Source organism: Caulobacter segnis, assembly GCF_023935105.1.
Lineage (GTDB): Bacteria > Pseudomonadota > Alphaproteobacteria > Caulobacterales > Caulobacteraceae > Caulobacter > Caulobacter segnis_B.
Genome location: NZ_CP096040.1, coordinates 2632755 through 2646936 on the forward strand (window position 1 = coordinate 2632755; position 14182 = coordinate 2646936).

Below are 14182 nucleotides of genomic sequence, written 5' to 3' on the forward strand. Positions count from 1 at the left end.
AGGGCGCGATGGACCGACGCCAGCTTCTCGTCACCAGCCTGGCCTTCGTGGGTCTGGCCGCCTGTTCCAGGGCCGGGGGCGGCGCGTCGGTCCTGAAGGTCGGCAGCCAGCGCGGCGGCACCAAGGCCGTTCTGATCGCTTCAGGCGCTCTCGAAGGCGCGCCCTACAGGATCGAGTGGAGCGAATTCCCCGCCGCCGCGCCGCTGCTGGAGGCGGTCAGCGCCGGGGCGGTGGACCTGGGCGAGGCCGGTGACGCGCCGTTTCTGTACGCCTATGCCGGAGGAGCCAAGATCAAGGCCGTTCAGGCGGGGCGCAGCGGCGGCTCATCGACGGCCATCCTGGTTCCCAACGGCTCGTCGATCCACGCGCCGTCCGATCTGCGCGGCAAGAAGATCGCCACCGGCAGGGGCTCCATCGGCCACTACCTGCTGCTGCGGGTGTTGGAAAGCGCCGGCCTGAAGCCGACCGATGTCTCCATCGTCTATCTGACGCCGGGCGACGCCAAGGCGGCGTTTACGGCGGGATCGATCGACGCTTGGGTGACCTGGGGCTCGTACGTCGCCCTGGCGCGGCTGCATGACGCGGCGCGGATCCTGGCCGACGGCGAGGGGCTGCTGGGCGGCTTCGGCTACGAGGCGGCCAGCGAGAAGGCGATCGCCGAGAAGCGGCCGCAGATCGAGGATTTCCTGCGCCGCCTGGCCAGGGCTCGCCGCTGGGCGGCTGACAATCCTGACGCCTTTGGCCGGGTGCTGGCCAAGGAGACGGGGCTTTCAGAAGAGGTGGCCCTCTACACGGTCCGGCAGTACCGCATCCTGCCGGCGCCACTGGGCGAGGCGTCGGTCGAGGAAGCCAGGGCCTTGCTTGACCGCTTTCGGGCGGCCGGGGCAGTGGGCGCCACGCGCGATCCGGCCGGCGCCTTCGACGCCTCTTTTAACGGCGCGCTGACGTGAACGCACCGCTGACCCTGACGGCCGACGTGCTGGTCATCGGCGGCGGCCTGGCCGGCGCTTGGGCGGCCGTGGCGGCGGCGCGTGAAGGCGCGGACGTCGTCCTGGTCGACAAGGGGCGTTGCGGGACCAGCGGGGTCACCGCCACGGCCGGCCCTGGCCACTGGTGGGTCCCGCCGGAACGGCGCGAGGCGGCGGTGGCCGATCGCTTCCAGCGGTCCCTGGGCCTGGGCGATCCGGACTGGATGCGGCGCATCCTGGACCTGACCTGGACCAGCCTGCCGGGGTTGCGGGACCACTATGCCTTCTCGCGCGACGACCGGGGCGAGGTCCAGTATCGAGCCCTGCGCGGGCCGGAATACATGCGGGCCATGCGCGCCTACGCCCTGGCGGCGGGCGCGCGGATCCTGGACTACCATCCGGCGCTGCAGCTGCTGCGCCACGGCGACGGTTCGATCGCGGGCGCGGCCGGTGTCGCCTTGCGTGGCGAACAACCCTGGACGATCCGCGCGGGCGCCGTCGTGCTGGCCGCCGGCGGCACGGCCTTCGCTTCCCGCCTGCTGGGCTCGGCGACCAACACGGGCGATGGCCTGCTGATGGGCGTCGAGGCTGGGGCCGACCTCTCCGGCATGGAGTTCACCAACTACTACACGCCATCTCTGGCCGGCACGAACATGGCCCGGTCGATGGCCTACAGCTTTGCCCGCTGGTTCGACGCCGACGACAATGAGCTCGACATTCCGAACGGTCCGGACGTCACCCCGCATCTGGCCCGCGCGCTGATGAAGGGGCCGCTGTTCTGCCGGCTGGACAGGGTCCCCGAGGACATCCGGGCGATCATGCCTGAGGTGCAGCCCAATTTTATCTTGCCGTTCAAGAGGCTTGGGCTGGAAACCTATCGCGATCGCTTCGAGGTGACGCTGCACGCCGAGGGCTCCGTCCGCGGCATTGGCGGCCTGCGCGTCGACGATGCGGACTGTCAGACCGCCGTGCCTGGCCTCTATGTCGCCGGCGACAACGCCAGTCGCGAGCTGGTCACGGGCGCGATCTCGGGCGGCGGGGCGGTCAACTCTTCATGGGCCTTGTCGTCAGGCCAGTGGGCCGGCGCGGCGGCGGCGCGCGGGGCGCGCTCGACCGGCGTGCGCGAGGCGGATCTGGTGATCGCCACGGGCCAGGCCGGCCTTGCGCCACGCCGCAACGCCGCCGCGTTCGACACCGTCGCCGCGGTCCAGGCGGTGCGTGAGGAATTGAACGCCTACGACAAGAACATCTTCCGCCGAGGCGACGTCCTGGCGGCCTCGCTGGCGCGGCTGGATGGGATCTGGCGCGAACTGGCCGATCATGGCCGCGCCCAGGGGCGGGCGGGCTTGCGCCTGCGCGAGGTCGCCGCTCTGGTCGCTGCCGGACGCTGGAGCAAGGCCGCCGCCCTGACGCGGCGCGAAAGCCGGGGCATGCATCGCCGCGAGGATGCGCCGAGCCTGGATCCGCGCCTGGCCAGCCGCCAACGCGTCCAGGGCCTGAGCAGGATCCTCACCCGCTTCGAGCCGCTTGCGGATCAAGACCAGGCGGAGGTCGCCTGATGATCGAGGTCGTTCTCGAGAATCGCTGCGGCGGCTGTGGCGACTGCGTCGACGCCTGTCCCAGCGATGTGCTGCGGCTGGGCGCGGGCGGCAAGGTGGTGATCGCCGCCCAGGCCGACTGTCAGACCTGCTTCCTATGCGAACTCTACTGCCCGGCCGACGCCCTGTTCGTCTGGCCGGAGGTGGAGCGGATCGCCGGGATCACGGCCGCACAAGCGCTGGCCTCGGGCCAGGTGGGCGCCTTCCGCCGTGACCACGGCTGGGACGAGCACGCGGCCACCCACACCAATCAACATTGGCGGATGGGGGCGATCTTCGAGCGCGCTCGCCTGCAGGCGATCGAGCTCGCCGCCGCCAGGACCGCTCGACCCGAGGAAGGACGCTCGTCATGAGCCTCAAGAGTCTGAAGGACCGTCTCGCCGACCTGCACGCCGAGCGCGAACGCACGTGGGATCCGGCCCAGCTGAAGATCAATATCGACCAGCAACGAACGCTTGTGGAGACCGCTGACCCGTCGCGATGGGTCAAGGTGGGCGAGCGCCTGGAGCCGTTCACGCTGCCGGACGTCGAGGGCGGAGCGCTGTCGCTGGAGGCGCTGATCCAGCGTGGCCCAGCGGTGCTGGTGTTCTTCCGCTTCGCCGGCTGCCCGGCCTGCAACATCGCCCTGCCTTACTATGACGAGGCGCTGGCGCCCGACCTGCGGGACCTGGGCGCGACCCTGGTGGCGGTCAGCCCGCAGGTTCCCGAACGGCTTGGAGAGATCCGCGCTCGCCATGGCCTGTCGTTCAAGGTCGCGTCGGACACGGACAACGCCCTCGGCCGACGGTTCGGCATCCTCTACACCGCCGACGACGCCAGCCAGGCCGCGCAACGCGCCAAGGGCGCCTTCATCGGCGACACGACCGGCACGGGAACCTGGGAGCTACCCCAGCCCGCTGTCGTCGTCATCGACCACGAGCGCGTCGTTCGCTTCGTCGACGTCAGTCCCGACTGGCTGGTCCGCACCGAGGCCGAAGCCGTCCTCGCGGCCGTCCGCGACATCACCCTGGTTCCCGCCGAATAGGATCGGAGATTTTCCCATGACCGCTCAGCGCCAACTGAAGCTCGGCTTCATCCTGCACGGCGTCGGCCCCGGCTGGGGCGACTGGCGTCACCCCAACGCCCAGCCGAACGCCAGCACCGACTTCCAGTTCTACAAGCGCCAGGCCCAGGTGGCCGAGGCTGGCAAGTTCGATTTCCTGTTCGTGGCCGACAGCGTCTACATCACCGAGAAGTCCAGCCCGCATTATCTGAACCGCTTCGAGCCGCTGACCATTCTGTCGGCCCTGGCTGGCGCCACGAACAACATCGGCCTCGTGGCCACCCTGACGGTCAGCTACAGCGAGCCGTTCAACGTCGCCCGCCAGTTCGCCTCGCTGGACCATATCAGCGGCGGCCGCGCCGGCTGGAACGTCGTCACCTCGTGGCTCGAGGGCAGCGCCGCCAACTACAGCCGCGAGAAGCACTACGCCCACGATGTCCGCTACCGTCTGGCCGGCGAGTATCTGGACGTGGTCCAGGGGCTGTGGGACTCGTGGGAGGATGACGCCCTGACCTTCGACAAGAAAGGCGGGCAATTCTTTGATCCGGCGAAGCTTCACACCCTGAACCACAAGGGCGAGTTCTTCTCGGTGAAGGGACCGCTGAACATCAGCCGCTCGCCGCAGGGACAGCCGGTGATCTTCCAGGCCGGGGCGTCCGAGGACGGCAAGGCCTTCGCCGCCAAGCGGGCCGACGCGATCTTCGTCTCTCACGAGGAAATTGACGCGGCAAAGACCTACTACCAGGACATCAAGGCTCGCGCCGCCGGGTTCGGTCGCGATCCGGATCAACTGCACGTGTTGCCCGCGGCTCGCCCGGTGGTCGGTCGCACGCCCGAGGCGGCGGAGGCGCTGTACAAGGAACTGACCGAACTGGTCTCGCTGGACAATGCTCTGTCGATGCTGGCCAGGCCGTTCAACGAATACGATTTCAGCCAGCACGATCCCGACGGCCCTTTCCCGCTTGAGGCCGCCGCGTTCGGCGCCAACTCCAACCAGAGCGCGGTGAACCGCATCGTCGCGGCGGTGAAGGCGGAGAACCTGACCCTGCGCCAGACGGCCCTGCGTTTCGCCACGCCGCGCGGTCACTTCGTCGGGACGCCCGAACAGGTCGCCGACAGTCTGCAGCAATGGTTCGAAGAGCGGGCGTCCGACGGCTTCGTGCTGTTCGAAAGCCTGCCGGGCCAGCTGGAGGCCTTCGTCGAACTGGTCGTGCCGATCCTGCAGGCGCGAGGTCTGTATCGCACCGAATACGAAGGCTCGACCTTCCGCGAGAGCCTGGGCTTGGACTTCCCGGTCAACAGGTACGCGGGGGCGCTGGCGGCGGCCGAATAGCGCTGCCTGGGGGTTCGAAGGCTGGAGCCGGTCGGTCCTCGCGGGCCGACCGGCTTCGTCGTTCTAGAAGTCCGCCGAGATCGTGAACTGGATCGTGCGCGGCGGGGCCGGGCGGAAGCTGGCGGCGGTGTTCACCGTCGTGCTGATCGTGCCCAGATAGTCCTTGTCGAAGATGTTATCGACATTGACCCGCGCCTTGACCTGGCTGAACGGGCCGGCCGCGAAGCCGTCGCCGATGTCGACATAGGCGTTGACGATGGTGTAGCCGCCGACCTTCTCGCTGTTGACGAAGTTGGTGAAGCGGCTCTCCAGGTGACGGGCCGAGACGTTGACGAGCAGGCCGTCGAACGGCTCGACCGTGACGCCGGTCGTGAAGACCCAGTCGGGGAAGTCCGGCACCTTCTTGCCGGCGATCGCCAGGGTGACCGGCGCGGCCGTGGTGCTGGCTCGGTAGTTCAGGACATCGTCCTGGAACACAGCGTCATTGTACGAGACGTTGGCGTTGAAATAGGCCTTGCCGGCGAAGATCTCGGGCTTCCACTGGCCGCTGAACTCGACACCCTTGGCCTTCACCGCGCCGACGTTCTGGTAGAAGGTTTCGGTCACGCCGCCGCCGCCGGGCACCAGCGAGGCAAAGGCCTGCAGACGATTCTTGAACTCGGTCTGGTAGGCCACGATCGAGGCGTTGAACGTGCGGTGGTTGGCCCGGTAACCGAACTCCCAGTTGGTCGAGGTCTCGGGGAGGGGGCTGGCGATCGTGGGGCTGGCGGCCGAGAAAATGTCGTCCGCGCCGCGCGGCAGGGCCATGTTCTCGGAGTAAGAGGCGAACACCTGGTCGCGGCCGGTCAGGCTGTAGACCGCCCCGACCTGCGGCAGGAAGCTGTCTTTCCAGTTGGCCTTCAGGATCGGGTGGCGAAGGTTGATGTAATCGTTCGGGTTGCGGTAGCCGGCGATCTTGTAGTCGATATCTGTGGCCTTGAAGCCCAGCTCGACCTTCAGCTTGGCCTCCAGCAAGGTCAGGGTGTCCTTGACGAAGAACTGCTTGGTCTCGCGCAGCGACTTGTAGTCCCGCTGGGCGTGGACCCGCTCGTTGAACAGCGGCGCGCCGTCGGGGTTGCCGTTCTCGACGTTGTAGCGGTTCTGGGTGCGGTGATAGTCGTCGTTCTCGAGCCAGAGGCCGGCTTCGATCTTGTTGAAGCCCAGATGCCAGGCGACCTTGGCGGTCACGCCCTTGCGAATGCCGTCGACGCCGGACAGGCCGTACTGGATGCCCTTTGGCGCGACGATGCCCGCCACTTTGCCGATCTCGGCGGTGTAGCTGGTCAGCGAGGTGGCATAGGCCTCGGGCGAGACGCCATAGCCGCCCTTGTCCTCGTAGTAGGCGGTGGTGGTGAGGTCGACGGTGTCGGTGATCGGCGTATTCAGCGTCAGGCCGTACAGGTGGTCCTTCCGCTTGTTGACCGCGAACTTGTAGTACTGGGCATAGTTGGCGTTGGAGTAGGTGGGGCCGCCCGACACCGCCGGCAGGTTGGTGGCGGTCTGGGTGCTGCCCGCCGGACCCGGGTTCGGCACGATGCCCAGATAAGCGAAATAGCGACCCGAGCGGCCGAACACGTCGCCAGCCGTCCCGTTGTACTGGGCCAGGGTGATCGAGGGGCTGTCGTAGTCGAAATAGTCATTGTGGACAGTCTGGAAGCTGACGTCGCCGCCATTGGGCAGGGCGTAACGCAGCTTGCCCTCGTAGTGCTTGCGATCGATCGTGCCCGGGCCGCGCCACAGGTCGCCCTTGATCCACGAACCGCTGGCATAGCCCGAAAGGCCACCGTGCTCGCCCATCTCTAGGCGCAGGAAGGTGCGGCGCAGGTCGTCGCTGCCCAGGGTGCCGCTGATTGCGCCGCCGGCCGTCTTGGACGGGGCTTGGGTGAAGTAGTCGACGATGGGGCCCAGCGAGGCGTAGCTGGGCAGGGCGACATCGCCCGCGCCGGCTGAGGCGGTGACCCGTAGCAGGTTCTCGTTGTCGACATAGCGGTAGATCGGGCTGCCGCCGAACTGGTCGCTGCGGCCCATCGGGATGTTGTCCAGCAGGAAGCCGATCTGCTGGAAGTTGAAGGCCCGCACCGAGACCGAGTTGCCGAACTCGTACATGCCCAGGGCATCGTTGGCCTGGACGTTGAAGCCGGGGAGGGACTCCAGCATCTTCAGGCCGGTGATGCCCGCCGGCGCGGACAGCAGCGCCTCGCGGGTGATCGAGACCGTGGCGGTGGCGTGGTCGGTGCCGATCGCGACGCTGGCTTCGGACAGGCGCTTGCCGGTCACGACGACGGTGTCGACCTCGGAGGTCTTGTCGACTTCCTGCGCCAGGACGGGCGTTGCGCCGCCAAGGATCGAAGCGGTGAGAAGAAGCACTCGCAGGCGGTGGCGCGCGGGCGAGATGTTACGGTCGGTCATCGTTATCCCCAATCACTTTTGACTGAGGGGAGCGTCGCTATGTGTTCTCGCGAGGTAAATTCAGAATTTCTCTGTCTGTGTCGATATAATGACTAAGTTGAGATGTTGCGCATATTTGTTCAATATATGAACAGTGAAAATATTGACCTACTCATAAGCGACATTTATTTCGCGAAAGTCGGTAGACGATCGCGTTCGTGCATTTTCAGTCGGGGCGGTGGAGCGGGTTCTTTAGTTTCGCATGACGCACGCAGGGGCTGGGCGCGCCGGCATGGCGCGCCTACTCACCCCCGCTGTCCTTGGCGCCTGAGAGATTCAGCGGGCCCATGCCGTTGGCGGGGCCGCCTTGCTCCTTCGGCGAGGGCGTCTGGCGCCCTGCTTTCCAGCGTTCAGAAGCCCGCGCGGTCCTTTTGCTTGAGCGTTTCCGGGGCGGTTTCGCCTTCAGCGCCGGGCCGGGGCCCGATCTCTCCCGCGAGAGCCCGGCCAGCAGGCGGCAGCAAAAACCCCGGGTCAAACGGATTGACCCGGGGCTGCTGGAGTTCGTAGCGATTGCGAACGAACGTGGCGCGCGGCGCCCGCGAACGAGGCGCGGCTACTTCGTGACGGTCAGCTTGAAGACCATCGTGTTGCTGTACTTCTGGCCCGGATCCAGGCGGACCGACGCGAACTGCGGCTTGTTCGGCGCGTCGGGGAAGTGCTGCGGCTCGAGCGCGATACCGTCGCCTTGGCGATAGATCTTGCCGCTCTTGCCGATGGTCGTGCCATCGATGAAGTTGCCGGCATAGAACTGGATGCCCGGCTGGTCGCTGAGGATCTCCAGCACGCGGCCGCTCTTGGGGTCGGCCAGGCGCGCGGCCAGGCGTGGGGCGCCGCCAGCCTTGCCGTTCAGCACGTAGTTATGGTCATAGCCGCGGCCGACGACGATCTGCGGATCCCGGGCGTCGCGGACCCGGGTCTCGACCGCGGTCGGCTTGCGGAAGTCGAACGGCGTGCCCGCCACCGGGGTGATCGCACCCGTCGGGATCAGCTCGTTGTCGACCGGGGTGTATCCGTCGGCCGGGATGGTCAGCACGTTGCCCATCGCGCCTTCCGGAACGCCTTCGCCGGCCACGTTGAACAGAGCGTGGTTGGTCATGTTGACGATGGTCGGCTTGTCGGTTGTCGCGCCGTAGGTGATCGTCAGGTTGTTCTGCTCGTCCAGGGCGTAGGTCGCCGTGGCGGTCAGGGTTCCGGGATAGCCTTCCTCGCCATCGGGGCTGACATAGCCGAAGGTCACCGAGGCGGTCGGGCCGGACTTGGCGTTCAGCACCTTCCAGACGACCTTGTCGAAGCCCTTCACACCGCCATGCAGCGCGGCGACCTTGTTGTTGTTCAGCGCCAGTTGGTAGGTCTTGCCATCCAGGCTGAAGCGGCCTTTACCGATACGGTTGGCGAACCGCCCGACCGAGGCGCCGAAATAGCTGGCGTTCTTCTCGTAGGTGGCCGCGTCGGCGAAGCCCAGGGCGATGTCGGCCTTCTTGCCCGTGCGGTCGGGCGCGATCAGCGACTGCAGGGTCGCGCCATAGGTGATGATCGTGGCGCTGACGCCCTTGGCGTTGGTCAGGGTGATGGCCTCGACGGCCTCGCCCGAGGCGATGGCGCCGAACGGCTTGCGCGACAGCTCGACGGCGTTGGCCGACGAGACGGCGACCAGGGCGAGCGCACTGCTCAGGACAATGGTCTTCAGCTTCATGTTTCTCTCCCTTTGTCGTTCTTTCTTGGCGCGCCTATTCCACGAAGGCCGGCGCCGTGACCCGCTCGCTGAGCAGGAAGGCGTCGGCGACATGGCGCAGTGGGCTGACGTCGACGTCGCTGGCGCCGTCGGCGATCAACTTGGCGAAGGCGTCATACAGTCCTGGATATTCCTGGTCGGGGCCTTCCCGCATCAGTTGGCCATCGATGTAGAGCTTGGCGCCGCCGTGGGTCAGCTTGAGCTGGCCGTCTTCGGTGTCGACCTCGATGTCCCAGCTTTGCGGGCCGGTCTGCAGGAAGTCCAGTTCAGCGCGGATCGGGGCGCCGGCTGCGTCGCGGAAATCGAGCTCGGCCTGGATCGGCGACTGCTTGTTCTCCGGCACGTGCAGCACGCCCTTCGACAGGAAGAACGGGCGCGGCAGGATGCGGGTGACGATGGACAGGGCGTTGATGGCCGGGTCGAAGACCCCCAAGCCGCCAGCGTCCCAGATCCAGTCCTGGCCCGGATGCCAGACGCGCACGTCTTCCTTCCAGTTGATGCGCACGGCCTTGATCGCGCGCTCGGCCAGCCATTCGCGGGCTGGTTCGACGCCGATGGCGTAACGCGAGTGCCAGGTGGTCTGAAGGGTCAGGCTGCGCTCGGCGGCGGCCTGGCGCAGGTCCTCGACCTCGCTGAGCGTTGCGCCGGGGGGTTTTTCCAGCATGACGTGCTTGCCGGCCGCCAAAGCCAGGTGCGCCAGGGCGTGGCGTGGCTGGGGCGGGGTGCACAGGGCCACCGCGTCCACCGTCACGTCGCTGGTCAGGAGGTCGGCAAGGGCGGTGAAGTGGGCCACGCCATCCAGCTCGGCGTTGCGGCTGACGATGGCGACCAGTTCGAAGCGCGGGTCGGCGGCGATGGACGGCAGGTGCTGGTCGCGAGCGATCTTGCCCAGACCAACGAGCGCGAGACGGATCGGCGTCACAGTGACTTCACCGCGACCGGGCGTTCGGCCGCCTGGGCCAGCGGGTTGCGGACCGGATAGCGGAACGGCGCGGCCTCGATCTCGAACACGTCGCCGATCTGGGTTTGGAAGCCCTCCGAGAACGACAGGGTGGCGGTGCCGAAGAAGTGGACGTGCACGTCGCCCGGGCGGCGGAAGATGTCGTACTTGAAGTGGTGGTGCTCGAGATTGGCGATCGTGTGGGACATGTTCGCCTCGCCCGACAGGAAGGGCTTTTCCCAGACGGTTGCGCCGTCGCGCACGATCCGGCTGGAGCCGCGCACGTCGGCCGGCAGTTCGCCGGTCAGCAACTCCGGACCCAAGGCCGCCTGGCGCAGCTTGGAGTGGGCCAGCCACAGATAGTTGCCGCGCTCGATCACGTGGTCCGAGAACTCGTTGGCCAGGCAGAAGCCCAGGCGGTGCGGCGTGCCGTCGGGACCGATCAGATAGACGCCGGCGATCTCGGGTTCCTCGCCGCCGTCCTTGGCGAAGCTGGGCGAGGTGAGGGGCTGGCCCGGCGCGGCCAGTTGGCCGCCGTCGCCCTTGTAGAACCATTCGGGCTGCACGCCTTCCTGGCCCGGCGCGGGCTTGCCGCCCTCGACGCCCATCAGGAACATGCGCATGGAGTCGGTCAGATGCTCGCCCGATTGGGCGGCCTTGTGCATCTTATCTCTGCCCTCGGCCGAGCCGAGGTGGGTCAGGCCCGTACCGGTCATTTGCAGGTGGGCGGGATCGGGATGGTCGATCGGCGCCAGAACCCGGCCCTCGGCGAGGGCGGCGGCGATGTCGATCTCTTCGCCTAGCGGGTGGGCCTGGGCGGCCTCGGCCAGGGTCGCGTTCACCTTCAGGGCGGCCTGGGCCAAGTCGTAGAGGGTGTCGGCGACGTCAACCTTGCGGGCGCGACCCGAGTCGTCGACCGCCGCCAGCTGTCGCGCGCCGCTGGGGGTCTTCAATTGCACAAATCGGAACACCACGGCGGACGACCTTCTGAAGCTCTATAATAGTCTGACAAATAGCGTGGAGTGACGCCCTGTCAAACGGCGTTTCACAATGACGAGGATCAAGCTGTACCGGAAAATCGTGTCCTGATGGGTGCGAAGCGTCCTTCTTCGACGTTCGGGGGCGGCAATTCTCGTACTTATAGGCTGATGTGGCGGCTTGAGACGACACCGCCGCGCGGGCGAATTCGCTTGTTCTCCGACAATTGGTCTCGCTAGAGTCGCCGGCGGGGCATTCGACGTCGCCTCGATGGATTGCAACGGGAGCGAAGGACGCGTGTCGAGGGCCAAGGAAGCGGGCGTGGGCGCCGATACCGCGCACGAAGAGGGCTTTTCCGGCCGCATCCACGGGTCGATCGCGCGGGCGCTCGGGATCGCCATCGTCTCGGGGCAGCACCAGCCGGGCGACGTACTGAACAACGAGATCGACGCCAGCGAGCAACTGCAGGTCTCGCGCAGCGCCTATCGCGAAGCCATCCGGATTCTGGCCGCCAAGGGGCTGGTGGAGAGCCGTCCCAAGACCGGCACGCGGGTCAGCCCGCGCGCACGTTGGAGTCTGCTTGATCCCGAGGTCCTGGCCTGGTTCTTCGAATCGGAGCCCAGCGATGACTTCCTGCGGGAGCTCTACGAACTGCGGATGATCGTCGAACCCGCCGCCGCCGCCCTGGCCGCCGAGCGCCGCAACGACGCTCAGCTCGAACGGATGCGCGCGGCCCTGGTGGCTATGCAGCACGAGACCCTGGCCACCGAAGCGGGCCAGGCCGCGGACCGCGACTTCCACGACACCGTGCTGGAGGCCACCGGCAACGCACCGCTGTTCACGCTGAGCAGCAGCATTGGTGCGGCCGTGCGGTGGACGACGATCTTCAAGCAGCGCGACCGCGAGTTGCCTCGCGACCCGGTGCCAGACCACTGGAAGGTGTTCGACGCCATCGCCGCCGGCCGCGCCGACCAGGCCAGGCAGGCCATGGAGCGTCTGGTCCACCTGGCGCTCGATGACACCCGCGCGGCGATGGAGCGTAACGCCGAGCGGTAGGCGCCGTCGGACGGTCGCTTGCTGGTGAGGCGATGGAAGGCGCGAGCGGAGAAGCTCGGCTTTTGTGACGCACTCTCAATGCGGCCCACCCTGATTGACGCTCACTACGGCGCGGTATAGTCAGACAAATACGATTTTAGCGAAGCCGTGAACGGGCGAGCGCGCAATTCCGCGCCTGTCCAGGTTCGTGGCCCACGCGTCTCCCGTCGTCGTCAAGGCCCATCGCCTTCAAGGATTGTCATGAGCGTTCCTCCCGTTTCGCCCCGCGCCCTGCGTTCGCGCGCCTGGTTCGACAATCCGGACAATATCGACATGACCGCGCTCTATCTGGAGCGTTACCTGAATTTCGGCCTGACGCTGGAAGAGCTGCAGTCGGGCAAGCCGATCATCGGCATCGCCCAGACCGGCTCGGACCTGTCGCCTTGCAACCGTCACCACCTGGTGCTGGCCGAGCGCCTGCGCGAAGGCATTCGCAGCGCCGGCGGCATTGTGCTGGAGTTCCCGGTGCACCCGATCCAGGAGACCGGCAAGCGCCCGACGGCCGGCCTGGACCGCAACCTGTCTTACCTGGGCCTGGTCGAGCTGCTGTACGGCTATCCGCTGGACGGCGTGGTGCTGACCATCGGCTGCGACAAGACCACGCCCGCTTGCCTGATGGCGGCGGCGACGGTGAACATTCCGGCCATCGCCCTGTCGGTCGGCCCGATGCTGAACGGCTGGCACAAGGGCCAGCGCACGGGCTCGGGCACGATCGTCTGGAAGGCCCGCGAGCTGCTGGCGGCCGGCGAGATCGACAACGCCGGCTTCATCAAGCTGGTGGCCAGCTCGGCCCCGTCGACCGGCTACTGCAACACCATGGGCACGGCCACGACCATGAACTCGTTGACCGAGGCCCTGGGCATGTCGCTGCCCGGCTCGGCCGCGATCCCGGCGCCGTACCGCGACCGCCAGGAAAACGCCTATCGCACCGGTCTGCGCATCGTCGACATGGTGCATGAGGACCTCAAGCCCTCGGACATCCTGACCCGTGAGGCGTTCCTCAACGCCGTCGTCGTCAACTCGGCCATCGGCGGCTCGACCAACGCCCCGATCCACCTGAACGCCCTGGCCCGCCACGTCGGCGTCGAGCTCTCCATCGACGACTGGCAGCAGAAGGGTGAGAACGTGCCGCTGCTGGTCAACCTGCAGCCTGCCGGCGAATATCTGGGCGAGGACTATTACCGCGCCGGCGGCGTGCCCGCCGTGTTCGGCCAGCTGATCGAGCAGAACCTGATCCATGAGGACGTGAAGACCGTCTCGGGTCAGACGATCGGCGAGCAGTACCGCGGCGCCCAGATCGAGGACGAGGACGTCATCCGTCCGTTCTCGCGTCCGCTGGTCGAGCGGGCCGGCTTCGTCGTCATGCGCGGCAACCTGTTCAACTCGGCGATCATGAAGACCAGCGTGATCAGCCAGGAGTTCCGCGACCGCTACCTGTCGAACCCGGATGATCCCGACGCCTTCGAGGGCGAGGCCATCGTGTTCGACGGTCCCGAGGACTATCACCACCGGATCGACGATCCGTCGGTCGGCATCACCGCCAACTCGATTTTGTTCATGCGCGGCGCCGGCCCGGTCGGCTATCCGGGCGCGGCCGAGGTCGTGAACATGCGGGCCCCCAACTACCTGATCAAGCAGGGCGTCCACCAGCTGCCGTGCATCGGCGACGGTCGCCAGTCGGGCACCTCGGGCTCGCCGTCGATCCTGAACGCTTCGCCGGAAGCGGCGGCGGGCGGCGGCCTGGCCCTGCTGAAGAGCGGCGACAAGGTGCGCTTCGACCTGCGCAAGTCGCGTGTCGACGTGCTGGTCTCACCGTCCGAGATCGTCGAGCGTCGCAAGGCCCTGGAAGCGGCCGGCGGCTTCAAATATCCGGAAAGCCAGACGCCGTGGCAGGAAATGCAGCGCGCCGTCGTCGGTCAGATGGAGACCGGCGCGGTGCTCGAGCCCGCCGTGAAGTACCAGCGCATCGCCCAGACCAAGGGCCTGCCGCGCGACAACCACTAGAGGCG

The 14182-nt window shown here is 67.3% G+C and carries 11 protein-coding genes and 1 riboswitch; of the genes, 7 read left to right on the plus strand and 4 right to left on the minus strand.

Annotated elements, in window-relative coordinates; all coding sequences use genetic code 11:
- Window positions 1-8: 8 nt before the first annotated feature.
- Genes MZV50_RS12520 through MZV50_RS12540 form a run of 5 tightly spaced genes read left to right on the plus strand, consistent with a single transcriptional unit; the run spans window position 9 to window position 4941 of the window.
- Complete coding sequence (locus MZV50_RS12520) at window positions 9-950, plus strand: ABC transporter substrate-binding protein (RefSeq protein ID WP_252634985.1); 942 nt, start codon at window positions 9-11, stop codon at window positions 948-950.
- The gene (locus MZV50_RS12525) at window positions 947-2527 is read left to right on the plus strand and encodes an FAD-dependent oxidoreductase (protein WP_252634986.1); all 1581 of its coding nucleotides are present in this window, start codon (window positions 947-949) and stop codon (window positions 2525-2527) included. The genes MZV50_RS12520 and MZV50_RS12525 overlap by 4 nt, the downstream gene beginning before the upstream one ends.
- Window positions 2527-2919, plus strand: a complete 393-nt coding sequence (locus tag MZV50_RS12530; RefSeq protein WP_252634987.1) for a 4Fe-4S dicluster domain-containing protein — start codon at window positions 2527-2529, stop codon at window positions 2917-2919. The genes MZV50_RS12525 and MZV50_RS12530 overlap by 1 nt, the downstream gene beginning before the upstream one ends.
- Window positions 2916-3590, plus strand: coding sequence for a peroxiredoxin-like family protein (locus MZV50_RS12535; protein ID WP_252634988.1), 675 nt, complete (start codon window positions 2916-2918; stop codon window positions 3588-3590). Before MZV50_RS12530 ends, MZV50_RS12535 begins: the two co-directional genes overlap by 4 nt.
- Window positions 3591-3606: 16 nt before the next feature.
- A complete protein-coding gene (locus tag MZV50_RS12540; RefSeq protein ID WP_252634989.1) occupies window positions 3607-4941 on the plus strand; it encodes an LLM class flavin-dependent oxidoreductase in 1335 nt (444 codons plus the stop codon).
- Window positions 4942-5004: 63 nt separating this feature from the next.
- Here the strand turns inward: MZV50_RS12540 and MZV50_RS12545 are convergent, their stop codons facing one another.
- From MZV50_RS12545 to araD1, 4 genes are all read right to left on the minus strand, one after another.
- Entirely contained in the window at window positions 5005-7401 is a 2397-nt protein-coding gene (locus tag MZV50_RS12545; protein WP_436792221.1) for a TonB-dependent receptor, read from the minus strand.
- Between the two features lie 271 nt (window positions 7402-7672).
- A riboswitch (glycine riboswitch) is annotated at window positions 7673-7785 on the minus strand.
- 196 nt (window positions 7786-7981) lie between these two features.
- Window positions 7982-9121 (minus strand): aldose epimerase family protein, encoded by a 1140-nt coding sequence (locus MZV50_RS12550; protein WP_252634991.1) that lies wholly within the window; start codon window positions 9119-9121, stop codon window positions 7982-7984.
- 34 nt (window positions 9122-9155) lie between these two features.
- Window positions 9156-10082: a Gfo/Idh/MocA family protein gene (locus MZV50_RS12555; RefSeq protein ID WP_252634992.1), complete on the minus strand. Its 927-nt coding sequence runs from the start codon at window positions 10080-10082 to the stop codon at window positions 9156-9158.
- On the minus strand, window positions 10079-11074 hold the full coding sequence (gene araD1 / locus MZV50_RS12560; RefSeq protein WP_252634993.1) for an AraD1 family protein: 996 nt from the start codon (window positions 11072-11074) through the stop codon (window positions 10079-10081). The genes MZV50_RS12555 and araD1 overlap by 4 nt, the downstream gene beginning before the upstream one ends.
- Window positions 11075-11399: 325 nt before the next feature.
- Between araD1 and MZV50_RS12565 the strand changes: the two genes are divergently transcribed.
- Both MZV50_RS12565 and MZV50_RS12570 read left to right on the plus strand, forming a co-directional pair.
- Window positions 11400-12134, plus strand: a complete 735-nt coding sequence (locus tag MZV50_RS12565) for a FadR/GntR family transcriptional regulator (RefSeq protein WP_354668937.1) — start codon at window positions 11400-11402, stop codon at window positions 12132-12134.
- A gap of 240 nt (window positions 12135-12374) precedes the next feature.
- Entirely contained in the window at window positions 12375-14177 is a 1803-nt protein-coding gene (locus tag MZV50_RS12570; protein ID WP_252634995.1) for an IlvD/Edd family dehydratase, read from the plus strand.
- Window positions 14178-14182 lie beyond the last annotated feature (5 nt).